The 24,617-nt window shown below is 63.9% G+C and carries 23 protein-coding genes and 1 pseudogene; 9 read left to right on the forward strand and 15 right to left on the reverse strand.

The features are described from left to right. From map to Q0877_RS08995, 8 genes are all read left to right on the forward strand, one after another. A complete protein-coding gene (map, locus tag Q0877_RS08960; RefSeq protein ID WP_299167088.1) occupies positions 1–828 on the forward strand; it encodes a type I methionyl aminopeptidase in 828 nt (275 codons plus the stop codon). Positions 829–1,040: 212 nt separating this feature from the next. After that, a complete protein-coding gene (gene infA, locus Q0877_RS08965) occupies positions 1,041–1,262 on the forward strand; it encodes a translation initiation factor IF-1 (protein ID WP_019481515.1) in 222 nt (73 codons plus the stop codon). Positions 1,263–1,283: 21 nt separating this feature from the next. Next, positions 1,284–1,397 (forward strand): 50S ribosomal protein L36, encoded by a 114-nt coding sequence (rpmJ, locus tag Q0877_RS08970; RefSeq protein ID WP_024475611.1) that lies wholly within the window; start codon positions 1,284–1,286, stop codon positions 1,395–1,397. Between the two features lie 166 nt (positions 1,398–1,563). Then, positions 1,564–1,941 (forward strand): 30S ribosomal protein S13, encoded by a 378-nt coding sequence (gene rpsM, locus Q0877_RS08975; protein ID WP_299167091.1) that lies wholly within the window; start codon positions 1,564–1,566, stop codon positions 1,939–1,941. A gap of 49 nt (positions 1,942–1,990) precedes the next feature. Continuing rightward, on the forward strand, positions 1,991–2,392 hold the full coding sequence (rpsK, locus tag Q0877_RS08980) for a 30S ribosomal protein S11 (RefSeq protein WP_026545640.1): 402 nt from the start codon (positions 1,991–1,993) through the stop codon (positions 2,390–2,392). A gap of 154 nt (positions 2,393–2,546) precedes the next feature. Then, on the forward strand, positions 2,547–3,557 hold the full coding sequence (locus Q0877_RS08985) for a DNA-directed RNA polymerase subunit alpha (protein WP_299167092.1): 1,011 nt from the start codon (positions 2,547–2,549) through the stop codon (positions 3,555–3,557). Positions 3,558–3,621: 64 nt separating this feature from the next. Then, positions 3,622–4,254, forward strand: a complete 633-nt coding sequence (rplQ, locus tag Q0877_RS08990; RefSeq protein WP_299167093.1) for a 50S ribosomal protein L17 — start codon at positions 3,622–3,624, stop codon at positions 4,252–4,254. A gap of 21 nt (positions 4,255–4,275) precedes the next feature. Continuing rightward, complete coding sequence (locus Q0877_RS08995) at positions 4,276–5,217, forward strand: tRNA pseudouridine(38-40) synthase TruA (protein ID WP_299167094.1); 942 nt, start codon at positions 4,276–4,278, stop codon at positions 5,215–5,217. On the opposite strand, the pseudogene Q0877_RS17095 reads toward Q0877_RS08995, so the two are convergent. Together Q0877_RS17095 and Q0877_RS09010 are read right to left on the reverse strand one after the other, a co-directional pair. Beyond that, positions 5,214–6,248: pseudogene (locus tag Q0877_RS17095) on the reverse strand (alpha/beta fold hydrolase). The gene Q0877_RS08995 and the pseudogene Q0877_RS17095 overlap by 4 nt on opposite strands. A gap of 79 nt (positions 6,249–6,327) precedes the next feature. Then, positions 6,328–7,983: a cell wall metabolism sensor histidine kinase WalK gene (locus Q0877_RS09010; RefSeq protein ID WP_299167099.1), complete on the reverse strand. Its 1,656-nt coding sequence runs from the start codon at positions 7,981–7,983 to the stop codon at positions 6,328–6,330. Positions 7,984–8,244: 261 nt separating this feature from the next. On the opposite strand from Q0877_RS09010, the gene Q0877_RS09015 reads away from it, so the two are divergent. Beyond that, positions 8,245–9,024, forward strand: a complete 780-nt coding sequence (locus tag Q0877_RS09015; protein ID WP_299167100.1) for a response regulator transcription factor — start codon at positions 8,245–8,247, stop codon at positions 9,022–9,024. Between the two features lie 27 nt (positions 9,025–9,051). On the opposite strand, the gene Q0877_RS09020 is transcribed toward Q0877_RS09015, so the two are convergent. The 13 genes from Q0877_RS09020 to Q0877_RS09080 form a co-directional block, all read right to left on the reverse strand. Then, a complete protein-coding gene (locus tag Q0877_RS09020) occupies positions 9,052–9,501 on the reverse strand; it encodes an Hpt domain-containing protein (RefSeq protein ID WP_299167101.1) in 450 nt (149 codons plus the stop codon). A gap of 119 nt (positions 9,502–9,620) precedes the next feature. Then, complete coding sequence (locus Q0877_RS09025; protein WP_299167102.1) at positions 9,621–10,508, reverse strand: type II secretion system F family protein; 888 nt, start codon at positions 10,506–10,508, stop codon at positions 9,621–9,623. A gap of 9 nt (positions 10,509–10,517) precedes the next feature. Further along, positions 10,518–11,279 carry a type II secretion system F family protein gene (locus Q0877_RS09030; RefSeq protein WP_299167104.1) on the reverse strand — a complete coding sequence of 254 codons (762 nt, stop codon included), beginning with the start codon at positions 11,277–11,279 and terminating at the stop codon, positions 10,518–10,520. Positions 11,280–11,451: 172 nt separating this feature from the next. Continuing rightward, positions 11,452–12,924 carry a CpaF family protein gene (locus tag Q0877_RS09035; protein WP_299167105.1) on the reverse strand — a complete coding sequence of 491 codons (1,473 nt, stop codon included), beginning with the start codon at positions 12,922–12,924 and terminating at the stop codon, positions 11,452–11,454. Beyond that, positions 12,924–14,117 (reverse strand): AAA family ATPase, encoded by a 1,194-nt coding sequence (locus Q0877_RS09040; RefSeq protein WP_299167106.1) that lies wholly within the window; start codon positions 14,115–14,117, stop codon positions 12,924–12,926. The genes Q0877_RS09035 and Q0877_RS09040 overlap by 1 nt, the downstream gene beginning before the upstream one ends. Then, a complete protein-coding gene (gene cpaB, locus Q0877_RS09045; RefSeq protein WP_299167107.1) occupies positions 14,114–14,872 on the reverse strand; it encodes a Flp pilus assembly protein CpaB in 759 nt (252 codons plus the stop codon). The genes Q0877_RS09040 and cpaB overlap by 4 nt, the downstream gene beginning before the upstream one ends. After that, positions 14,869–15,924 carry a pilus assembly protein TadG-related protein gene (locus Q0877_RS09050; RefSeq protein ID WP_299167108.1) on the reverse strand — a complete coding sequence of 352 codons (1,056 nt, stop codon included), beginning with the start codon at positions 15,922–15,924 and terminating at the stop codon, positions 14,869–14,871. Before Q0877_RS09050 ends, cpaB begins: the two co-directional genes overlap by 4 nt. Beyond that, positions 15,912–16,310 (reverse strand): TadE/TadG family type IV pilus assembly protein, encoded by a 399-nt coding sequence (locus Q0877_RS09055; protein WP_299167109.1) that lies wholly within the window; start codon positions 16,308–16,310, stop codon positions 15,912–15,914. The genes Q0877_RS09050 and Q0877_RS09055 overlap by 13 nt, the downstream gene beginning before the upstream one ends. A 59-nt stretch (positions 16,311–16,369) precedes the next feature. Beyond that, positions 16,370–16,582 (reverse strand): Flp family type IVb pilin, encoded by a 213-nt coding sequence (locus Q0877_RS09060; RefSeq protein ID WP_299167110.1) that lies wholly within the window; start codon positions 16,580–16,582, stop codon positions 16,370–16,372. A gap of 161 nt (positions 16,583–16,743) precedes the next feature. Continuing rightward, entirely contained in the window at positions 16,744–17,526 is a 783-nt protein-coding gene (locus Q0877_RS09065; RefSeq protein ID WP_299167112.1) for an ABC transporter ATP-binding protein, read from the reverse strand. Continuing rightward, positions 17,523–18,419 carry an ABC transporter ATP-binding protein gene (locus tag Q0877_RS09070; RefSeq protein ID WP_299167114.1) on the reverse strand — a complete coding sequence of 299 codons (897 nt, stop codon included), beginning with the start codon at positions 18,417–18,419 and terminating at the stop codon, positions 17,523–17,525. The genes Q0877_RS09065 and Q0877_RS09070 overlap by 4 nt, the downstream gene beginning before the upstream one ends. Before the next feature lie 10 nt (positions 18,420–18,429). Beyond that, positions 18,430–21,159, reverse strand: coding sequence for an FtsX-like permease family protein (locus Q0877_RS09075; RefSeq protein ID WP_299167116.1), 2,730 nt, complete (start codon positions 21,157–21,159; stop codon positions 18,430–18,432). Beyond that, the gene (locus Q0877_RS09080; protein WP_299167117.1) at positions 21,156–24,365 is read right to left on the reverse strand and encodes an FtsX-like permease family protein; all 3,210 of its coding nucleotides are present in this window, start codon (positions 24,363–24,365) and stop codon (positions 21,156–21,158) included. Before Q0877_RS09080 ends, Q0877_RS09075 begins: the two co-directional genes overlap by 4 nt. Between the last annotated feature and the right edge of the window lie 252 nt (positions 24,366–24,617).

Consider the following 24,617-nt stretch of genomic DNA (forward strand, 5'->3'; position numbering starts at 1 on the left):
GTGATGTTCCGCCAGCAGCGGGTCGAGTACAAGTCGGCCAACCAGATCCGGACCATGCGGGAAGCGGGCCTTGTGCTTTCCAACGCCCTGGATCAGACGGTGGCCGCGGCCCGCGTGGGTATCTCCACCCGCGAGCTGGACGCGGTGTTCGCCGGCGTCCTCAAAGACGCCGGCGCCACCTCCAACTTCCTCGGCTACCACGGGTTTCCGGCCAGCATCTGCACCTCCGTGAACCACGAGGTTGTGCACGGCATCCCCGGGGACTACGTGCTGCAGGACGGGGACATCATCTCGATCGACGGCGGCGCCATTGTTCGCGGCTGGCACTCGGACTCCGCCCGCACCGTGATCGTCGGTACGCCCCGGGCAGAAGATGTCCACCTGTCGAAGACCACTGAGGAAGCCATGTGGCGGGGGATCGCAGCCCTGGCCACAGGCAAACACGTCGGGGACATCGGCTCTGCGATTGACGACTACGTGTCTGCCGCCGAAGGTCCGGCGCTGGGCATCCTGCAGGACTACGTGGGGCACGGCATTGGTACGCAGATGCACCAGTCACCGGACGTGCTGAATTACCGCAGCAGCCACCGCGGCCCGAAGATCAAGCCGGGGCTGTGCCTCGCTATCGAGCCCATGCTCGTTCAGGGCCGCGTGGAAACCTCCGTCCTCGACGATGACTGGACCGTGGTCACCGTTGACGGCAAGCGCGCCTGCCAGTGGGAACACACTGTGGCCGTGCACGACGGCGGCATCTGGGTTCTCAGCGCAGCAGACGGCGGTGCCGCGAAGCTCGCCGAGCTGGGCGTCGTCGTCGCGCCTTTGGACTAAGCGCCCTTCCGGGCGGATTTAACTTCTCACACGCCATAGCGTAGAGTTGATTGTTGGTTGTCGCTACTTTTGCGCCCTTTTGCGCCCATCCACCGAACGGATTGTCTCGTTGCGGCTGGAACGGGATCTCGTGATCCCGGGCGGGGGAGTCAGGCAATCAAAACCCAAGACCGTCCGCCCCGCAAGTGGCGGCACAGAAGTTAGCGGAGGATATGGCCAAGAAAGACGGTGTCATTGAGATTGAAGGCACTGTGAACGAGGCTCTGCCCAACGCGATGTTCCGCGTTGAGTTGGCCAACGGACACATTGTTCTAGCCCACATCTCGGGAAAGATGCGTCAGCACTACATTCGAATCCTCCCCGAGGATCGGGTGGTAGTGGAGCTTAGCCCTTACGACCTCACCAGGGGCCGTATTGTCTACCGCTACAAATAAGAACGAACGCAAAGGAAAACCATGAAGGTCCAGCCGAGCGTGAAGCGGATTTGTGACAAGTGCCAGGTGGTTCGCCGCAAGGGCAATGTACTCGTAATCTGCGAAAACCCGCGCCACAAGCAGCGCCAGGGCTGAATCCTCTTTTCGAGGGTCACCCACGCGTAGTAACACCACAAAAAGCAGAGCAGGGCCGGTTGATCGAGCATCAACCAGCCCACACCCCCGGTACGGAGGCCGGGGACCGGAATAATCCGGGCCGCACTGTTTCAGACCTCCGGTCATCAAGAGGAGAACCGCCACTATGGCACGTCTCGCTGGCGTAGACATTCCCCGCGAAAAGCGGGTAGTCATTGCGCTTACTTACATTTACGGCGTGGGCAAGACCCGTGCAGACCAGACGCTCGCAGAGACCGGGATCAACCCGAACACGCGTGTTAAGGATCTGACCGACGCTGAGCTCGTCCAGCTTCGCGACTACATCGAAGGCAGCTACAAGGTTGAGGGTGACCTCCGCCGTGAAGTAGCCGCAGATATCCGCCGCAAGGTGGAGATCGGCAGCTACGAAGGTATTCGGCACCGCCGCGGCCTTCCCGTGCGCGGACAGCGCACCAAGACCAACGCGCGTACCCGCAAGGGCCCCAAGCGCACCGTCGCAGGCAAGAAGAAGGCCGGACGCTGATTTCAGCGGTCGCCGATAGCCAACACCCAGAACCTTCGTAGGAGAAGTAATGCCCCCCAAGACTCGTGGAGCGGTGCGCAAGCCGCGTCGCAAGGACAAAAAGAATATCGCCTTCGGTCAGGCGCATATCAAGAGCACGTTCAACAACACCATCGTCTCGATCACCGACCCCAGCGGAGCTGTTATCTCCTGGGCTTCGGCTGGCGAGGTCGGATTCAAGGGCTCACGCAAGTCCACCCCTTACGCTGCGCAGACCGCTGCCGAGGCCGCTGCAAAGCGCGCCCAGGAGCACGGCGTCCGCAAGGTCGACGTATTCGTGAAGGGTCCGGGCTCCGGACGCGAGACCGCGATCCGTTCGCTGCAGGCAGCAGGCCTTGAGGTCGGTTCCATCCAGGACGTTACCCCCAGCGCCCACAACGGCTGCCGTCCCCCGAAGCGCCGCCGCGTCTAGTAGCTTCCTTGGCTCCAGGCCATCCGCGTTTCTGCTGTAATCGCGGGCGGCCTGGGGCTGACTTTCGTTCAGCTACTGAGTTTCGCTCTCTAGCTTTCCCTTTCCACCATTTGTGTTGCGTCATATAGCGGATGCTCCCTGAAAGGAAATGTAAGTGCTTATTGCACAGCGCCCTACCCTGACTGAAGAAGTAGTAGCTGACAACCGTTCGCGGTTCGTCATCGAACCGCTGGAGCCCGGTTTCGGCTACACCCTCGGCAACTCGCTTCGCCGCACCCTCCTGTCTTCGATTCCCGGAGCCGCTGTCACCAGCATCCGGATCGACGGCGTGCTGCACGAGTTCACCACGGTTCCCGGTGTGAAGGAAGATGTCACCGAGATCATCCTGAACATCAAGAACCTCGCGGTGTCTTCCGAGCACGACGAGCCCGTGGTTGCCTACCTGCGCAAGCAGGGCCCCGGCGTCGTGACTGCAGCTGACATTGCTCCGCCGGCCGGTGTGGAGTTCCACAACCCGGACCTGCACATCGCAACGCTGAACTCGAAGGGCAAGTTCGAGCTCGAACTGACCATCGAGCGCGGCCGCGGCTACGTCTCCGCTTCCCAGAACAAGTCCGGCGACTCCGAGATCGGCCGCATTCCGGTTGACTCGATCTACTCGCCGGTCCTGAAGGTGACTTTCCGCGTGGAAGCCACCCGTGTTGAGCAGCGCACCGACTTCGACCGCCTGATCGTGGACGTCGAGACGAAGGACGCCATCGCCCCGCGCGACGCCGTTGCTTCCGCCGGCACTACCCTGGTTGAACTGTTCGGCCTCGCCCGCGAGCTGAACACCGCCGCTGAAGGCATCGAGATCGGCCCGTCGCCCACCGACGCCGCACTCGCCGCTGACATGGCTCTCCCGATCGAGGATCTCGAACTCACCGTTCGTTCCTACAACTGCCTCAAGCGTGAGGGCATCCACACCGTGGGTGAGCTCGTTGCACGCTCCGAGGCTGACCTGATGGACATCCGTAACTTCGGAGCCAAGTCCATCGATGAGGTCAAGGCAAAGCTGGTTGAGCTTGGTCTGTCCCTGAAGGATTCGCCTCCAGGGTTCGACCTTGCAGCCCGCGCCGCTGCGATTGAAGAGGACGACGCCGCTTACGGCGACGACGAACTCTAAACGTTAGAACCTGGCGCCGCTTTAGGATGCGGCCTCGGGCACATTCATGAGGAGATAAAACATCATGCCCACACCCACAAAGGGCCCACGCCTCGGTGGCGGTCCGGCGCACGAGCGCCTGATGCTCGCCAACCTGGCCGCCTCGCTGTTCGAGCACAAGCGCATCACCACCACGGTGACCAAGGCAAAGCGGCTTCGCCCCTACGCCGAGCGCCTGATCACCTTCGCCAAGAAGGGTGATCTGGCTTCGCGCCGTCGCGTCCTGGCTGTCATCAGCAACAAGGGCGTCGTCCACGAGCTGTTCACGGACATCGCGCCGGCCGTTGCCAACCGCAACGGTGGCTACACCCGCATCACCAAGATCGGCAACCGCAAGGGCGACAACGCTCCCATGGCTGTCATCGAGCTGGTGCTTGAGGCAGTGTCCGCCAAGCAGGCCGTCGTCGGCGAAGCTGAGCAGGCTGCCGGCAACGCCGCTGCCCGCGACGCTGCAGCTGCTGCTCCCGTAGCATCCGCTGAGTCCGCAGATTCACCTGAGTCGGCTGAATCCGCAGAGTCGGCTGAGTCCGCACCCTCCGCAGCTTCGGCTGATGAGGTTGCGGCAGAGGACACCACGGTGAGCGCCTCTGAGGGCGACGCTGCGGAGACCGTAGTAGTTGAAGAAGGTTCCGTGCCGGAAGCAGACGAGAAGAAGTAGTTCTTCCCCTCTGCTGAACACATGAACGAACAAATGCCCGTCATCCCGTCCGTGGATGGCGGGCATTTGCGTGTCCGGATCGATATTGCGTACGACGGCGGCCCGTTCTCCGGCTGGGCGGTCCAGCCAGGTCTGCCAACAGTCCAGGGCACGGTGGAATCCGGACTCGAACTGCTCTTCCGCAGGCACGTACGCCTCACTGTTGCCGGCCGCACCGACGCAGGGGTACACGCCCGCGGGCAGGTGACCCACATCGACCTCGAGCCGGCCGAATGGTTCGCCCTGAACCGAGGTCGGGAGATCGACCCCGCGCTGGCCCTGAAGCGCCGCCTCCAGGCCACCCTGAACCGTTACCTGCCACCCAGCGCCGCCGCCCGCACCGTCTACGCGGGCAATCCGGCCTCGCCCGTCGTCGTACGGGCTGTCCGCCTTGCGCCGGTGGGCTTCGACGCCCGCTTCTCGGCCTTGTGGCGCCGCTACAGCTATCGCATCGCCGACCGCTCAGACCTGCAGGACCCGTTGCACCGCAGCACTGTGCTGTGGCACTCGGAGGAGTTGGACGAGCGTCTACTGAACGAGGCTGCGGCGTCGCTGCTGGGCCTGCAGAATTTCCTCGCTTTCTGCAAGCCCCGCGTGGGCGCCACAACGGTGCGCGAACTGCAGCGGTTCGAATTTGAGCGTGAGCCCGACGGCGTACTCCTCGCCACCATCCAGGCTGACGCCTTCTGCCACAACATGGTGCGCGCGCTCATCGGATCGGCGCTGCGCGTCGGCAGCGGTGAAGAGCCGCCGGCCTGGCTGGGAGAGCGGCTGCGTTCCCGGCTGAAGGACTCCCGCTCCGTCCTCGCGCCCGCGCACCCGCTGGTGCTGGAGGAAGTTCGCTACCCCGACGACGCCGCGGAGCTGGCTCTACGGGCGGAACTCACCCGCGCGAAGCGGGACGACATTCGGCACGGTGGCTAACCAGGGTTCGCGGCGTCGAGGTGGCGCATGATTGCTGTCATCACGCGGGGCATGTCCGGGTAGGGGAACGGGTGGCCGGCGTCTTCAAGCCAGAGACCGCGGGCCGGAGGGATGGCTGCGGCGAGTCGGCGGCCGTGCTCGATCGGCAGAAACGCATCGGCGGTTCCGTGTATGACGAGGGTCGGCGCCGTGATCGTGTTCAAGAATGGGTAGCGGGAGCGGGTCACAGCGACAGCGGCCTGGTGTTGCCGAAGTGCACGAAGGTTGAGTCCGTTTCGTTCGCGTAGGTCGTAAAGGACAATCCTGGTCCACTCTTCGACGTCGAGGGGTTCGTCCCTATCGTGCGCAACCAACCCCGCGAGAACCCCCTTCACGACATTGATCTCTCCGCCGAGCAAGCGATACCGGAGCAGGGGAAGGCTCGTTATGGCGGATCGGATCAGCGGCCACGTCTGAGGTCCGGGCAGCGAGCTGTCGGTTGGGTCGGCCGATGTTGACATGAGGGTAAGGGACAGGACGCGCTCGGGATGTGCGATGGCAACCTCTTAAGCTACAAAACCTCCGAGGGAAAGCCCGAGCATGTGAACACGCTCGAGGCGAAGTTCTTCCAGGACGGTGACTGCGTCGTTTGCCATCTCGACGAGCGAGTACGGATGCTTGCGGTCCCAGCCCTTCATCCAACTCGACGCACCGGTTCCCCGATGGTCGTACCGGACCACCCGGTATCCCTCCGCCGTCAGGGCTCGCAGGAACGAGGGCGGCCAGAACAACGAGCCAACGCCTAGAGAGGAGTTGAGCAGTACAACACCTTTCTCTGAACCGACGGCGGGAATGGATTCGTACCAGATCCGCACCTCGCCGGACTGGGCGTACCCCGATGTGCCGGGGATAACTCCCGTCAACGGGTTTGTGCGGATCCGAGCGATGGTTTGCGCGGTGCCGGGCGGCAGAGGAGGCACCCGCCGGGTCAGAAGCGCTACGAGTCCGGCAAGTAAGAATCCCGCCGTCGCCAGCACCGCCCGCTTCCTCATCGGCTCAGCATAAAGGACGTCTACGACTCGCGTTTGGCGTGCCGGAGGACAGTCGTTTTACCGGAAGACTGGTACCTGGCTAATTCTGCTCTGACCGGTGCAGCGGAAGCGTCACGGTGAACGTGGTTCCGGCGCCCGGATGGCTGCTGCAGCGGATGGTGCCGCCATGACTTTCAACGATCGCCTTGGTGATCGACAGCCCCAGCCCGACGCCTGGAATGGACGATTCGCGGGCCGCAGCGGTCCGGAAGAACTTCCCGAAAATCTGGGTGGTTTCGTGCTGGGACATCCCGATGCCGGTGTCCTCTACCTCGAGCAGCGCTGCGTCGGTCTCCTGCCGGGCACGGACGGTGACCGTGCCGCCGTCGGGCGAGTATTTGATGGCGTTGGAGATGAGGTTGTCCAGCACCTGCCGGATGCGCAGGGGGTCCGAGGTGGTCCACAGGATCTCCGGGACGTCCAGCTCGAGGGTGACCCCCGTGTTTGCCGCCTGCGGCCCGGCGGACTCAATGCTGCCTTCCACCAGGCCGGTGAGGTCCGTGGGGCGCAGATGGACGCTCGCGGCGCCTGACGCGGACGCCAGCAGGTTCGAGACCAGCGCGTACAGTCGTTCAGCGTTCCGCCGCGCAACGGAGAGTTGATGGGTGACGTTGTGCGGTAGCGCGTGGTCGTCGTCGAGCACGAGGTCCAGGTGCCCGATGATCGAGGTGAGCGGCGTCCACAGTTCATGCGACACGTTGGACACGAAGTCCTCTTTGGCGCTGAGGGCTTCCACCATGTCGGTCACGTCGTTGGAGACGATCACGGATCCGGCGAATTTCCCTTCGCCGTCGGTGATGGCGGTCGCCGCTGTTGCTACTGCGCGCTGCGAGTCTTTCGGCCCGAGCCACACCAGGTAGTTTGCAAAGGTCTCGCCGGCCGCAGCCCGCTGCACGGGGTAGCGGTTGGGACTTACGGGACTGGACTTGTCCGCAGCGTAAAGGTGGCTGGCGCCGTCGTCGTTGGCGTCGCCTGCCTGGATGAGGAGGTCAAAGGACCGCTGCTGGCGGTTGGTGAGCGTGCGGTTGCCGTTGGCGTCGAGGGCGACGAGGCCGACGTCGATCGTGTCTAGGATGGCTTCGAGGAGCAGCGCGCGCTCAGTGTTCTCACCCTGCAGGCGGTGCACCTCGGCCTTCGAGGCTTCGAGTTTGCGCTGGCTGTAGACGGAGTTGAGGCTAGCGAAGCGCAGGGATACCGAAACCGTACCCATTGCGACGCCAAGCAGCACGGCGGTGCTGAATTGGGCCAGGGGAGCCAGCCCCAGCAGCGGGGTCACGCCAAGAATGAGGAAAGGGCCCACGAAGCTGGCCAGGAGGCTTAGCGCCGGCTTCATCCCGGAGGCCGAAAGCCAGATCACCGGAAAGAGTGCAAGAAGGCTCAGCCCGGGCAGTGTCTCCGCAGCGCCGTTCCGGGTCAGGGAAATGGCCACGAAATCCAGCAGCGGTATGACCAGGTAGGAGCCGTCGCGGAACTTCTCCCACGGAGCGAGGAAGGCGACCGCGAGCAGCACGGCGTGGAGGAGGAGTCCGCCGAGGAACAGGGGATTCATCAGCACTGTTGGCGACACGATCATCGCGATGACTGCGATGACGGCAACCAGCAGGGCCAAGGGCAGCTCACACAGGCCAACGCGGGTGCGGAAGCGCAGGTTGGAGTACGCCCGCTTCGCTGCGAGGAACATCACGCGCTCACTCATGAGACCGCCCGGGCAAGAGCGCGCGTGTGGATAGGGGGATGCCTGAGACCAACGACATAGTGCATCCATTATGTCGTTACTTTTCGGTATCGCTGCACTATCAGGCTCGGAAAGGTTCCCAAAGTACATCGATTGTGACAATTCACACCATCACGCGCGTATGCTGTGTAGCACGCTACGGCGATTCGCCGTTCGTCACGGTATTTCGTCCTTTTGTGATGAACTGGGAAACTACAGTTCTGATGGGGCCAGGAGGAAACAGTGCCAGATCCAGGTGTGGCGGTAGTGATCGAGGATGATCTCGATGTCCGCAACCTCGTGAGCACAGTTCTCACGCAGTCCGGGTTCGTTGTTCACACCGCAGCCGAGGGCCGCAGTGGCGTGGAGGCGGTCAAGGAGCACAACCCCACGCTTGTCACGCTCGACGTCGGTCTTCCGGACATCGACGGCTACGAGGTACTGCGCCGCATCCGCACCGTCAGCGACTGCTACGTGATCATGCTGACCGCGCACAACGAGGAGATCGATACGCTCACGGCGCTGCAAGCGGGAGCCGATGACTTCGTCACCAAACCTTTCCGGCCGCGCGAACTCCGGGCGCGCATCGCGGCAATGATGCGCCGGCCCCGCGGTGGCCTGACAAGTGAGCAATCAACGACGACGACGGCGCCCTCCTCTGAGGAGGCTCCCGCTCCGGCGCGGCCGGCCTCGGTGCTGCGGCACAACGGCCTGGAGCTGGACAAGGACACCCGCACCGTCACCGTGCGGGGTGAGGAACTGGTGCTGACCCGCAGCGAGTTCGACCTGCTCCATGAATTGCTGCGAAGTTCGGGTGCCGTGCGGACCAAGGGTGATTTGGTGCGGGTGGTGCGGGGGCAGTACTACCGCACCGACACGTATATCAGCGAGGCCGATGAGCGGGCCATCGAGGTGCATATCGGGAACCTCCGGCGGAAGCTGGGGGAGGACCCCCGGAGTCCGCGCTGGTTGATGACGGTGCGGGGCGTGGGCTACCGGCTGGTGCCGCGGCGGGCGGACTAGGTCCTTCTAGGCCTTGTTCTCCTAGATTTAGTTGAGGTGCAGCAGCCGCAGTTCCCGCATGGTGCGTATTCCGCACCGGTGAACGGAGGGGAGTGCTGCCTCGGCCTCTTCGAGTTTGCCCTCGCGCAGCAGTCCCTCGAGCGCAGTGGCCAGCGTGACGAGCTGAGTGGCTCCCACCATGGTGGAGGTGATCTTCAGGCTGAGCACAGCGTCGAGTGACGCGGCCTGATTGCGTCGGGCGATCGCCGAGGAAATGCGTGAGTCTCGCTCGTCCCAGACGGCCACGTAGTCGCGCACAAAAGCCCGGGCCGCAGCGGGGCTGTCGAGCTGATCCTCAAGCTCATGGAGAACGTTGGGGTCCACGAGGGGTGTCCTGTCTACACGGTGGCTACCGCCCGGGGCGCGCCGCACGTCAGCACCGACGACAGGCAGGGTCTCTGCATCGTCGTCATGCGCGCCGGGGCGGGAAAATGCCATGAGCTAACGCTACTTTCTGAAAATGTGAGAAAAGCTGGAATGGACTGATGCTGTGCAAACACTGCGGAATTCTTCGGCCTGCGTACTAGCTGGTGTTTATTGTGGGCTCACGAGCCGGATCAGGACCCGCTGAACGTTGCGATCGCATTGATTACAGCTGGGCCGAGGATGATGATGAACAGCACCGGAAAAATGAAGAAGAGCAGGGGGAACAACACAGTGACCGGGAGCTTCATTGCTTTCTCCTCCGCCCGCTGACGCCGCTTCACGCGCATCACTTTGGCTTGCGTGCGGAGTACGCCGCTGAGCGCGATGCCGTACGCGTCCGCCTGCACGATGGCTTTGACGAAGCTGCGCAGTTCGGGAATGCTGGTGCGGTCGGCGAGGGCCAGATAGGACTCTCGCCTGCTGCGGCCCACCTGCATGTCCTGAAGCGTTCGCACGAGTTCCTCGGCGAGCGGGCCTTTGCCGGTTTCACCTGCACGCTGCATGGCGCTTTCGAAACCGAGGCCGGCTTCTACCGAGATAAGCATCTGGTCCAGCGTGTTGGCCAGTTCCAGTTGCATGGCCTTCTGTCGTTCCTGACCCTTGCTGTACAGCAGCAGATCGGGGATGAAATAACCGAGAAGAGTCAGGAAGATCGCCACCATGGTGATCAGCGGCTTCTGTGCCGCGTTGGCCATCACGAAACCGAGGGCGGCGGCGACCAGGCAAAGCGCCGGTTTGGCTCCCAGCACTTTGCCGAGCGGCATCGAGGCGGGTCGACCGGCCAAAGCGAGGAGCATGTCCAGCTTCTGCACGTATTGCGGCGGCGTGATTGCGTAGCCCAAACGTGCGAGGACACCGGGACGTACCACAGCCCGTGATTCTTCGGCTCGCCGGACGCCTCGACGCAGGTTCTCCTGGACGCCCTTGTTGGATTGATTGCCGGGGCTGAGCAGTGCCCAGCCGAGGTATCCCAGGGGGGCCGCAACGAGGAGCAGCGATGTCAGTACAACCGGGTTCATGCTGCCCTCCTAAAACTTCAGATCGATTAGTTTGCGGAGCCACAGGCATCCGATGGTCATCATGACCACTGAGGCGCCGATCATGACCCAACCGAGCGGCTCAGTGAACAGCGGGTCCACGTAACCCGGGCTTACGAGCATGAGCATCGCGCCGATGCCGAACGGCAGGGCCACCAAAATGTAGGCCGAGAACTTTCCCTCGGCGGCCAACGCCCGGATCTGTCCCTTGATCTCGCTGCGTTCGCGGATGGTAGCGGCTACCTGGTCGAGCACTTCTGCCAGATCCCCACCGACTTCGCGGTTGATCTGAATCGCCTGGGCGACCCAGGCGAAGTCCTCGCTTTCCATGCGCTTCGAGGTGTCGAGCAGAGACGCAAGCAGGTCCTTGCCGAGACTGGTCTCGGTGACCACGCGTCGCATCTCGTCGGACGTGGGAGAATCCGCCTCGATGGCTGCCGCATCGATCGCCCGCAGAATACTGTGACCAGCACGCAGACCGCCCGTCAACAATTGCAGGGTGTCGCCGAGCTGTGCATCGAACTTCGAGCGTCGCCGTTTGATTTCAGCAATTATGCCGACATGCGTGGCGAACCATGGCGAAAGAATAAAGGCGATAACTCCGGCGCCGAGCAGGATAGCGAGTATGAAGAAGACGGCGCTTGCAGCAAGGCAAAGAACGAAGACGTCCGCCTGGCTCAGCCGCATACCAGCCATCTCGAGCAATTCACGACGGAAGAGGCGTTGCGGATGCTTCTTCAGGAACCGTTCCATCGCCCGCACAGCTGAGCCAGCGAACGTGGTCAACTGCGAGTCTGATTCCTCAGCCGGCGGTCGGCGACGGTCTAACGGCACCGCTGACTGGCGAGGGCGAGTCGCGAACATTAGAAACGCAAGTGCAGCCAGGCAAAGCGCGGTGCCGTACAGCAACAGAAGAGCCATCGCGCTACCTCTGGCCGCTCAGCGCAGCGCCGAACACGGCGGGCGAGACCCGAATGCCCATGTCCTCGAACCGCTCCATGAACCGTGGGCGGATGCCCGTCGGGACCGGCTTGCCCAGGAAACGGCCCGAAGAGTCCACACCAGCGGAATAATCGAACACGAAGGCGTCCTGCAGGGTCACGACGTCGCCCTCCATTCCCTGCACCTCGGTTACATGGGTAATGCGCCGGGTGCCATCACGGAGGCGCGAGATTTGAATGACTAGGTTCACGGCGGAGGCCAACTGCTCCCGAATGGCGCGCAGCGGCAGATCCATTCCCGCCATCAGAACGAGCGTTTCAAGACGCGCAACGGCGTCACGAGGTGAGTTGGCGTGCACGGTGGAGAGCGAGCCGTCGTGGCCCGTGTTCATGGCCTGAAGCATGTCCAGCGACTCGCCGCCACGGACCTCGCCGATGACGATGCGGTCGGGACGCATACGTAGCGAGTTCTTCACCAGGTCGCGGATAGTCACTGCGCCCTTGCCTTCTGTGTTTGGTGGACGGCTCTCGAGCCGCACTACATGCTGCTGCTGAATCTGTAGTTCAACGGCGTCCTCAATGGTCACAATACGATCGTCGTGCGGTAGGAATGAGGACAGTACGTTGAGCAGGGTGGTCTTACCGGTACCGGTACCGCCGGACACAATGATGTTTAGTTTCGCCTTCACACATGCGTCCAGCAGTTCGGCCATTTCCGGCGTGAGCGTTCCAAAGCTGATGAGCTTTTCCACTGTGAGCGGCTTCTTGCTGAACTTTCGGATGGTCAAGGACGATCCGTTTACGGCCAAAGGGGGGATGATGGCGTTGACACGCGAGCCGTCTTCGAGGCGCGCATCAACAAAGGGGGAGGATTCGTCGATGCGCCGACCCACTTTGGAAACGATTCGCTCGATCACTCGGCGCAGCTGTGCCTCCGACTGAAATGTTGAGTCGGCGAGAACCAGTTTGCCTCGGCGCTCGATGTAAATCTGATCGGAGCGGTTCACCATGATCTCGGTGACGTCCTCGTCGTCGAGTAGGCGCTGCAGCGGGCCGAGTCCCAGCACGTCGTCGGCAACGTCCTGAATAAGCCGTCGACGCTCGTCAGGGGTGAGCGGCACCTGCTCAGCGTCGATGACCTGACTAAGCTCCTCGCGCGCAACTGTTCGGAGGTCTTCCTCTTTCAGCGTGGAATCGCTGAAGCGGGCACCCATCCGCTCGTAGAGGGCTTCGGCTGCGCGCTGCTTTAGACCGGCGAAGGCATCAACACGCGCTGTGACGGGTGCTTCGGCTGCGCTGCTGGCACCGGTCACTACGGCACTCTGAAAAACACCTTCTGCTAGCTCCAAGGCGCCGATGACAGTAGTGGGCTGTTCGGGCACCGCAACTTGTGTGGCCCCATCAACAGCGGCAGGCTCCGAAGTATTGGCCTGGTTTAGGCGTTCAGAAAGTTTCATTAGACCACCACGCGCCGGTGCAGACCGCGCTGGCCACGTGCTCGCCACTTCGGGTCGAATCGTTCCACGAGCGAGCGCAGGTTTTTGGTAGCGGGATCACGCACTTCTTCCTGAAGCAGCGGGACACCGCGATTAGTGGCGAGGGAAATTCCGCGCGAGCGAGGGATAGAGATGTCAACGGGAGCGCCGAGAGTCGCTTCAACGTCCTGAACGGAAAGGCCTGTTTTGGAATCGGCGAAATTGAGGACCACGTGGCGGGTCTCGGGGAAAAGATCCAACTTGCCGAGCACATCGAGCCCAGACCGCAGACCGCGCACGCTCGGAACATCCATTCCGGTGATCCAGACGGCGTCGGTGCTCTGTTCGAGGGCGGCCAAACTGTGTTCGGTAAGACCTGGGCCGGTGTCGAGGACAACGTAGGCGAACTCAGCTGAGAGCTGTTTGATCAGCACCTCAAGCTGCGCGGCGGAGATATTGTCGGCATCAGCCGGATTCGACGGAGCACACAGCGCGTAGATTCCCGAGGGGTGTGGCGTCAGGAACGCTTTGAGGATCATCGTGTCGGTGCTTGCCGAACTGGAGACAGCATCCAGTACGGAGTACTCCGGATCGAGGTACAGGTTGGATGCAACGTCTCCGAATTGCAGATCGATATCCACCACAACAACACCCATCGGTGCAATCTTTCCCAAGCCGACGGCGAGGTTAGTAGCGATGGTGGTCTTACCGACGCCGCCCTTGGGAGAGAACACTCCAATGACCAGACCGTGCTCTTGCTTGGGGGCGGTGGGTCCGTTTTCCGTACGGGTTCGGCTCGTGAAGGCGTGACAAGCTCGCTCGAGGAGCATACGGACGGTGGGGATGTCGGCCGTTGGCTCGACGATGTCCCGGATACCCGCGCGCATTGCCTGCAGCGCGACCCCAGCTTCATCGGGCGTAATGAGGACCAGGCTGACGTTGGGGAAGCGCACATCGACGACGGTGGCCAGGCGGAGGGCACCGTCGACTGCGACGCCCGGACCGAGCACGAGTACCTCGGGCTGCTGAACGGCGACTAGGTCAAGCAGATCTTCGGGCCGGGAGAGCAACTCGGGACGCACAGCTAGGACTTCGCCCGGAAGACCGCCCGCGGTTGCTAAGCGGACCTTCTGCTCGAATGCGTTGTCCGCGGTGATGAGGAGGAAGCGGCTCATCGGTACAGTTCCTTGTCCTGGACGATGAATGGGGGAGCGTCGCTATTGGCAGCGTTCGCTTTACTCAGCCAGACGAAACCGAACTCGCTCACGAAAACAAGTCGTGTCGCCTGATCAGGATTGAGGGCTAACGTGACCATCAGTGAGCCCTCCGGCAGAACGTCGCCCTGGGTCTCTTCCCCCTCAGCAGCGGGATCAGCAGCGGCGGGGCTGACGGGAGCACCCTGCACAGCGGTAACCAATACTTTGGGCAATCCAAGCTGGCTTGATTCCGCCTCAGGTCGTTCCTCGAGGCCACCTTCCGGAAGGGACATGAACACGCCAACGTAGTCGCCAGCCGTGACCTTGCCTCCAGCTATCCGGCGCGGTTCTACGAGGATCGAAATTTCGTGCAGTCCTTCCGGTACCTCTACAGAACTTGGCGCGACCAATTCGGAGGGATCAACAAGTCGCTCCGCCAGCAGCTGCTCCCCGGCTATCAAGTCAACAGAGGTAACCATGCCTGCTGAACTGTCCAGGTTCTTCAATGCCGTATCAGCGACGGACGAACCGGGAAGCTGTTCGACGACGAGTGATGCTGCAAGTTCAGAGACGGGGGTCCCGGCAGGAACTGGTTCTCGAACTACGAGGACGTCAATCGGCTCTAAACCCTGCACTGCCCGCGCTTCAGCGCCGTTGGCAAAGCTGAACACCATCACCGCACCGACGAGCGCGAGGACAACGGCGGCAATGCCGGCAATCAAGCGGGACTTCATGGTGTTTCTCCGAGAGTTAGTTTCACGACTTGGGCGCCATAACCGCCGCCGGGCATGGGTTTGATTTGAAATGAGGAGTCCAGCGAGACAAACTCCACAAATCGTCCGATGAATCCACGGTTGTTGCTGTTGAGCTTGTTGTCTTTGTAGTACTTGGCGGCGTCCGGCGTCATATACTCATTCCCGCCTCCGGGAAAGCTCCACCCGCGGATGTCGAACGCGGCGAACGCGTGCATTTGGAACGCTCCCGTTTGTCCGCCGTTGCCCTTCGTATCATCGAAAATGGGAATGAGCTCGATCACGCTTTCGTTGGCCCTCAGACGGTCTTCCCACTCGCCCAACCGCGCTGCGCAACCATCCTTTACATTGTTCCCAGGGTCACTTCCGATCCAAGGTGAAGAAGGATCGATGACTACCCCGCAGGAGTAGCCAGAACTCTGATCTAGCCATCCGAACCCTCCGGGTATTTCTTGTCCGGAGGATGTGCTTGTGCATTCGCTGTTCTTCCCGTGTACCGTCAGGAACTGCAAGCTGCCGTCGCCACTAATTCCGGCGTCGACTTCGCACTGCGAGAAAGCAATGGCGAAAGGAGCGACGCCGCCCACCGGGACACCCCAGGCCGCGTTCGAGGAAACTGACACTTCAGCCTCGTCGAATCCAAGGGCTTGAGCGAAGAAGAGCGAGACGCTGTTTGGAGTGCTGCCTGTTTCGAGGGCACCAGTCCTGACAGATACCGTTCCAGCGGTCGTGTCAAGAGCAACGCTTTCTGCGTTGCTCTGGTTATCCAGAGAGTTCGCGTCTGCCATCTGCTTCGCTAGGGAACTTTCATCGACCAAATCCGAACAATTTTCGCTATCTAAGATGTCCTCCGCACAAGATTGCGCTATCCCTATGGCTGCTGCATCAGCGCCGTTCCGGAGTTGAGCTTTTTCGGCGTAGAGCAGACCGACGTCCACGGCTAGAGCGGCAAAGCCGAGAAGGACGACCAGGAGGATTGCGACAATAACAGCGACTGCGCCGCGCTCATCATCTTCCTTGGCTATCCACCGCATAGCATTGTTCCCTTGCCGGTCAGAGTGAAGGGACCGGCGATGCCGGTCAGCGTATCTAAGTCGTAGGAGATAGTCAGCGTTACCTGCCGCTGGGAAGCGCAGCTGGTGTAGGTGGCCCCGCCGCGATCGGTGAAGTCGAAATCGAACGCAGGATTGGTTTCGGAGATAGCGAGGGTCGACGCAGCCTCTTGAGCTGTTTTCTCAGCATCTAATCTCACATTGCTGATTGCCATGACACGCGCGCCTTCACGGGCTGCGTTGGTCAGCGCGATTTGAGCGTTATAGGCCCGACCAAATTCCATAATGCCAAGCAGCAAAAGGAGGAGGACAGGGAGCAATATCGCGAACTCTACGGCTGCGGCGCCGCGCTCCTTATCGCGATTCATGACGACCTCCAAGTGGGCTGGTGCTGCGGAAGAACCCTCCGCAGCACCAGCAGCCGGATCTACTCGGGTACTACAATTCCGCCTTCAGTAAGGCCACCGGTGATGCTCTCGAAGGCGACCTCAAGCTGATCGCCGAGAAGGATGACTCCTGCGATGATGGCAACAGCGATGAGCGCGACCATGATGCCGTACTCAACGGCGGTAGCGCCGGTCTCGTCGCGGTTCATGCGGGCTTTGATGGTGTTCGTGAAAGCTACGAAGTGAGAGAGCATCTGATTTCTCCTGTACGAGATGGGCGGCTGGCCCTTCGCCAGCTCTGCCAAAAAAGTAGCAGTGGAAATCCCCGAAAACTCCAAGATTGAACCAATCCTGAGCGAACCCTATCCGTGGGCCCTTTTCCTGCATTCTTTCTTGCGCTTTTCCTGCGCCAGCGTCAGGATTCTCGGCGTCGCCGACCGGTGTAAGTGGAAGGAACTTGGATGATTCGGGAAGCACTTTGAGGAGCTGATACGGCTTCTGAGGAGCTCGCGCTCGCACCGAGAAGCCGCCCATCGTGCAGCTCCAAGATCCGGTCCGCACGCTGCATCAGCAGCGGGTCGTGAGTGGAAACAATTGCAGCAACCTCATGGCTATGAACGAGATCGCTGATGAGGTCCATCATGGTGCCTGCAGTGACGCTGTCGAGCTGCCCGGTGGGCTCGTCAGCGATCAGCACCTTCGGCCGGTTAGCCAGAGCACGCGCCAGCCCTACACGCTGCTGCTGACCGCCCGAAAGCTCAGCCGACCGCTGATGATGATGCTTTCCCAAACCCACCAGCTCCAGCAGCTCCTCCACCCGGGCCTGCCGTTCGGCCGGCGGCATGCCGACCAGCCGCATCGGCACCTCCACGTTCTCCGCGGCGGTCAGAATCGGAATCAGCCCAAACGACTGGAACACGAACCCGAGATGCGTCTGCCGCAGCGTCACGCGGTCCTGCTCCCGCATCGCTGTCAACTCCACATCCCCGACGAAAACGCTCCCACTGTCGGGTTCATCCAGGCCGCCGATGCAATTCAACAGCGTCGTCTTTCCCGATCCCGAAGGCCCCTTCACCACCAACAGCTCACCCGGCTGAACGGACAACGACACGTCCGTGCACGCGTGAACAGCGCTCTCTCCGGAGCCGTAGGTTTTGGTGACGTCGTCCGCACGCAATGCGGCAACTGCGCCACTCATCGGGTCTCCTCTGAAGGGCTATTAGCGGACGCCGGCGTCACCCGCACATGGTCCGGCTCCAGCCCCAACCGCACACGATCCTTCATATCCAGGCTCTCCATAAACTCCTGCGGCAACTGCAACCGTCCCACCCGGTCAATCACGGCGAACTCCTCGGCAATCAGGTGCTCATCGCCGTCGTTATTCAAGCCCGTCCGGCGCAGCGTCTCGGTAGAGCAGCGGCCGTCCCGGATCTGCACCGTGCGCTTTACGTGCTCAGACACAGTGGGGTCGTGCGTGACAATCAGCGTCGTCGTGCCCAGCTCCTCGTTCACCCGTCGCATCGCCTCCAGCACCTCGGCGGAGGTGTGCTCGTCCAGCTCGCCGGTCGGCTCGTCCGCGAGGATTACCTTCGGTTCATTCGACAGCGCGACGGCGAGAGCCACCCGCTGCTGCTCCCCGCCGGACATTTCCTGCGGCCGGCGGTCCCGGCAATGTGCCACACCGCTCAGCTCCAGCAGCTCAGCCACCCGAGCGTCGGCGTCCTTCCGTCCGGTGATCGCCATCGGTAGCGCCACGTTCTCCGCTGCGGTGAGGTACGGCAGCAGGTTTCGCGGCGTCTGCTGCCAGATGAACCCGACCGTCTCCCGCTGGTACCGCGAACGCTCCTTGCGGCTGAGCCCCAGCAGATCGATGCCAGCCACCTGCGCCTTCCCGGCGGAAGGACGGTCAAGGCCGGACAAAATGGTCAGCAGCGTCGACTTCCCGGAACCCGAGGCCCCGACGACGGCGGTCATTTCACCCGGCATCACCGTCAGGTTAAGGCCCTGCAGCGCCTGCACCTCAATGCCTTCGCCCTTGAAGATCCGCACCACGTCCTCGCACAGGATGTGCGGCTGCGTTTCATGTCTCACCGTAACCACCTCAGGTATCCGTCATTCGAAGAACCGCCGCCAACCGTTGCCGCCGACCAGCCGCCACAGCACCCGCTACCGACGCGAGCACCACCACCAGGAACCCGACCAGCAGCCCCGCCAACAGCAGGGGGTTCAGCGCCAGTGCCGGCTCAACAGCACCACCCGTGAACGCTGACAGGTCAATCGCCCCCAGAATGGCGAGCGGCAACAGTAGCCCGAGCGCCGTCCCCGCCAGCACCGCCGCGCCGGTAATCGGCCCAAGCTCCCACAGCATCAGCGCACCGTCGCGACGCGGCGGGAACCCAAGCGTCCGCAGCAGCGCAATCAACCTGTTGCGTGCCGGGGCATTCACCACGGACGTCATCACAATCGTCAACGAACACAGCACAGCCATCGCACCGATCACCGCCCATAGCCCAAGCTGCAGCCCGCGTCCGGACGCGGATTCGAGCGTCTGCTGCACCTGCTGCTCCGGCGTCTGCTGCAGAATCGGCTGCCCAGCGATATCAGCGACCGCAGCCTCGACGGAGGGGGAGCCGGCGTCGTCGTGCAGGTCAGCCAGAAGGACAGACGGTTCGAAGGTCCGCTCCTCCACAGAGCCGATCGCAGCCTCGCCGATCAACATCCAGGTCGAGGAGGCGGAGAAAACCACATCCTCCGGTCCGACTCCCACCACCTCAACGTCCACCGTGGTCCCGCGATAGCGCAGCTCAAGGGCTGTACCTTCCTCAAGCTCCAACGCGGGCGAGGCCACCACGGGCAGCACCCCCGAAGAAACGCCATCCAGAGCACTCAGCAGCGCAGGCGGGAACGCGCCGGCAAGGGTTTCCTGCACACCGAGCATGGCGCCGGGATCCGTCGCGAGCAGGTTGACGTCCTTGGTCTGGCGGCCGCCGATCTCCGCGCGCAGGGTTCCAAGGTCCGTCACCGGAGCCACCGACGCAACGCCGTCGACCGACCGGATCTCCTCAACCTGCTCCGTCGAGAACGGTGGGCCCTGGATGCGGAGGTCCGCGCCGACGTCGGCCTGAGCAGCATCGGTGACGCCCTCTCGGAACGTCGACAGCAGCACCCCGGAAAAGAGAACGACGGCGAGCCCCACGATCAGCGCCAACACCGGCACCAGCCCGGCACCGGGGGAGCGCACCGCCCGCGACGCCCCCAGGAACCCGACCAACCCGGGACCCCGCCGTCGTGCCCGCGCGAACCACTCCAGCGGCACCGGATACAGGCGCAGCACCAACACGCAGACAGCCAGGGCGATGAGCAGCGGCGTCGCCGACAGCAGCGGATCCACCTCGCCGTACTCCAGCTCACCCTGCGCCAGCCCCCGCTGCGTCAACAGAACTGTTGCCACAACTGCCAGCACGACGACGGCGGCCTCCGCACTCACACGCCACCGGTTCCGCGAGGAGGAGACCAGATCCTGTCGCGTCGAAACACCAGCGCGATGCTGAAGCGCCATCAGCGCCGCGGGCACGAACGCGGCCAGCACCGCCCACGTTCCGTGGCCGGGAGAGAACGGCACCGGCACGAGAACAAAGGCTGCCAGAGCACCCAGCGCGGCCGCAGGGATGCCGAGCAGAAGCCCGTCGAGCGCAAGGGCACCGCGCAGCTGCCACTCGCTTGCCCCGCGGGCCGAGGCCAAAGCCAGCGCGCCCCGCCGTCGTTCGAGGAGAAGCCGTACCGCCAGCGCTGCGGTCGCCAGGCACACGCCAAGCGGTCCGGAAGCCAACAGCGCGAGGATCTGGTTGGTGGACGCCGCCCGCTGCGTGGCTTCGGCCATCACGTCGGGTGTTTCCGATCCGAACACCACGGTCGGCGCGGTCGGGAAGGCGGCCGGCACGGTGTGCGGGGTTCCGAGGAACTCACGAAGCTGCGCGGCGGTTTGCGGTGCGGTGCTTGCGGTCAACGAGTCGGTGGCTACCGGGTACCAGTAGGACGTCTGAGCGTGGTCGAATGCCCGGGACAGGAAGGGGAAGGCGGCGGGGGAGACGAAGGCCGTGGCGTTCACCGCCGTGCCGGTGTCCGGGTTGAAATCCTCCGCCGCCGAGAGCAGCGTGTTGTTCAGGCTCCAGTACGGCGAATCGGCGTCCTTCGGCACAAAGATGCCGCTGAGGACCACCGGCTGCTCCCGTGCGTCCAGCCCTTCATCATCGGAGGCCCGCAGGAGGACCGCGACGTTCCGTTCCTCGCCGACCTCCCACTTCGCCGACGCCGCAGAATCCTGCGAGAGGAGGATTTCCACGGGCTCTTCGCCGTATTCGTCGGGCGGCGGTCCGGGCAGCTCACCCTCGATTAGTTCGATGTGGTCGAGCGCCTGCACATCCACGGCGTAGTTCAGCACCAGCTCGCGGATGCCCTCCGGCAGGGGGCCGATGCTGGAGTCGACGCCGGTGGCCAGCCAGCGGCCCTCGCCAAGGATCGACGCGAGCGGCTGCGCCAGGTCCTCGCGGATCCCGGCCAGCGCGTTCCCGGTGCGGCCGCCGTCGTCGGGCTCGTCAAAGGTGCGGTTGAAGTCCTCAAGCGGCGGGAACGAAGTACTGAACGCGCGGACCGCCTGCTGGGATCCCGCGAGCTCGGACACCGACTCCTGCAGGTCCGCCGTATACATCGCGTCCACCGCCCTCGGCCACGCGCACAGCAGCGCCGACACCACCAGCACAATCGACGCCACCAGCACTGACGGCCAACGGGAATGCCGGAACTCCCGGCGCAACAACCGGTACAGGCTCACAGCGCATCAACCGCCAACGCCGGCGTGAGTGCCTGCCGCTTCACGCGCTCGCCGTAGAACCAGGCGGTAAGCACGAGGATCAGCACCTGCACCGCGAGCACGCCCAGCAACGGCACGACGGCGATCGACAGCGGCGCCCGCAACGCCTCCGATGCGTTCACCACCACAGCCTGCGCCAGCAGCGACACGGTCAGCGCCGCCACTCCCAGCCCGGTCAGCAGGCCCAGTACGACGGCGGCGCCCCCGACACTGAGCACCTCCCACCGGCGCCCGCGCACCTGGTCCTGCGCCTGCATGCCGAGCGCTCGCAGGACGGCCACCTCCGACCGTCGCGACTGTACGAGGGTCACGATGCTGGCAGTCAGTGCTGCGCCGCCGACGAGCAGCGCTCCGATCGCGCCGATCCAGAGCGAGGTGGCCGCCGGCGCCAGGAACCGCCCGATGAGGGAATTGTCTGCAGTGGAAACCGTTGCACCCGGGCCTGCGATCCCGGCCGCAGCAGCAGCGGTGGCGCCCCGGTCCGAGGACGCGAGCCAAATCTCGCCCGGCCGCGGCGGCGCAGGGGAACTGGCGAGCGAGGCACGGCTGTACGCCTGCAGGTCGGCGAGAACGGCTGTGCTCTCGGTGGTTCCGGGAAGAACTGGGGCAACTGCTGCAACAATCCCCTGAATTTCGACGCCGCCGGGACGCAGCGACACCGGGTCGCCCACGGCTAGGTCAAGATCCGCGAGGAGCTCTGCCGTGAGGGCCACGGGAAGCGACGGCGAATCCCCAACGTCGAGCATCAGGCGTGCCTGCGCGGTGCCCGCCGTCGAACCCTCCTCGGGGAAGCGCACTCCGACTCCCTCGTCGAGCGGCTGCACCCCTGATTGCGCGGCGCCGAACACACCGACCGCCAACTGCAGGCTCGAATCCTCGGTGAACCGTCCCTGGCCGGTGCCGGTCCCGCCGTCGCTGGAGACGCTGGTGATTTCCAGCTCGTAGCCGCGCGGGGTCTCTGACGGTTCAAGCGCAACATCGATCGCCGCGATCGCAGTCGGACGCAGGCCTTCGGGCAGCGCAAACGAGAGGGAATGCGCCTGATCGCCGGCACCGGACAGGGCGAGGGTTCCAGCGGGAACGGGCACGAGGTTTCCTGCCTCGGTGCGGATCCAGACGGTGACGGAGGCGGTGCGGGTGGCGCCGTCGTCGTCGGCTGTTTCCGAAGTGCCCGTCGAGGTGAACTGCATGCGGACCTGGGTGGCAGAGGGCGTCAGCGTCAGCGCGGGTTCGGGCACTGGCGGCTCGAAGGCCAGGGCAGCGGCGAGGACCCCGACATCGAGAAGATTCGCGCCGTCGCTGAGGAGCCCCGGCAGCGACGCAGCGTCAACCGCGAGCAGGGGAGAGGTGATGGACGCCAGCCGCGCTTCCCCGCGATAGGCGAGGGACGCTGCCGTTACCGCCTCACTATCGGCGTAGGCGGAGAGCTGCGGCACGTCGTCGGCCGACCGGATCACCAGCGGTCCCGGAACCGCGACGCGCACGTCCGAACCGTTGCCCAGCTGCGAAGCCGCCTCCTGCGAGCGGCTGGTGGTCTGCGCATACGCGGCGGTGAAGGTCGCGGTACCGACCGTGACGGTGACCAGCGCGATCGGAATGACATAGGACGCAATCCGCCGGGACACCTGCCGCGCGGCCAGCGGCACTCCCAGCGTGGCCCGGGATGCGGTCTGTCGCTCCACGCGGCGTGCCAGCCAACTGGTGATCACCAGCGCGAGCGCAGTCCCGGCCAACAGCAGGAGGGCGGGCGCGGGTGCTGCGAGCGGGTTTACCCTCAGGGCGCCGCTGCCCGATTCCACCAACGGCGACCGGTACAGCAGGAACTGCCAGAGCGACAGCACCGTGGCAGCAAGAAGCAGCGCCAGTACGCCGAAGGACGCCACCCGTGCCGTGCGTGCCGCGTCTGCGCCCGGACTGTGCTCGCGGAGCGCATCGAGCACCGCAACGCCGACGAACACCAGCGCAGTGATGCCCGCGCACAGCACCGGCACGGTCCAGCTCGCCGACGCGAACTCGCCCATACCTTCGAGGTAGTTCGTCTCGTTGCCGGAGGAGAGCAGCGGACCCAGCACGACGGCGGCAATCCACCCGAGCCCGCAGCCCGCGATGACCAGCGGAACAATCTCGAAAGCTGCGACGGCGGCGCGCTGGCCCGTTGTGGAGCCGCGGGCGCTGATTAACTTGTCCTCGACAGCGCGCGTATCGGCGAGGAGCCGAGCGAACTGGACCACCGTCACCGCGCTCAACGCCACCAGTAAAAGCAGTGCAATCGGGAGAACTGCCCGGACTGACTGGGTCGCATCTGCCGCTGAGGCCAGCAGCCCGGCCAGCTCACCGGACGGGATCACACCGCCGTCGTTGACCGCAGTATCGCTACTCAGCCGCTGCGGCAATTGGCGCAGGCCCTCGGCCAGCCGGGACAGCTCCGCCGCTGAGACCGAGTCGGCATTCACGGTGAAAACCCACTGCACTTTCGGCTCGCCGCTCAGGGTGGGGATGGCATCCGGAGGAACGACGACGGCGGTCGGCACGGTCTCTGCGCCCTGCACCGGCACGGGGTTGAGGAAGGCGGCGTCCGGGCCACGGGGAGTCAGGGTTGCCACCAGCTCGAGCCGGACCGTGCCCGCTGCGCCCTCCACGGCGAAAGTGTCGCCGATGGCGAGCCCGAGGGACTCCGCCGTCGAGGCCTCCAGAGCGGCTGGGACGGGGCCGGTCCGTTGGGTGTCGGCACCTTCGGTACCGGCTTCCGGGGCGAAGGTTGCGAGGGAGCCGGCTGCCGGCGTCGTCGTCGGTGTCCAGCCGACCGGCAGAAAGGTGAGGTCAGCCGGAAGGTTGGTGGCGGTCCCGCCGGAGGGCACCAGCGGGCGGGGCGGTGAATAGGGTGCGGTGGAGATGGCGAGGCCGTTGGGAAGGCCTAGCTCAGCGAAGGCGGAGTCGGCGGCGGCCTGCTGCGCTGCGTCGTCGTCGGCAATGGTGGTGTGGATGCGGAAGAAACCCTGTGCGCCGGGGGCTGCGGCAAGCGACCGCAGCGCCTCGGTGGCAGCCAACTGGGTGAAGCCGCTGATGCCGGCGAGGACCGCCGTCAGAACCGCCAGGGTCAGCGCTATGATGGCCAACAGGCTGCGGCGGGCGGAGGCGCGGCGCGAAGCAAGATGAACCAGCCGCACTCTTCGCCCTACCCCCTTGATGAACCTCCTGCCATCCTATGTGGTGGTGTGAGCGGAAGCTGTTTCGGCTGTATTGCGATTGGGTTCCGACCGTGTTTTGACCGGCGGGGCCGGTCCACGCTAACCTTGAGAGTCGTTGTGCGTATCCCATCTCGATACGTCCATGCCCGCGTGCGGCTCAGTTGCAGAGCTACCTGGCCCGCGGATATGGCCGAGAACCCAGGGATCACCGGTGAAGCTTTCAGTCCTCAC

It is taken from the genome of uncultured Arthrobacter sp., assembly GCF_947495145.1.
Classification (GTDB): Bacteria; Actinomycetota; Actinomycetes; order Actinomycetales; family Micrococcaceae; genus Arthrobacter_D.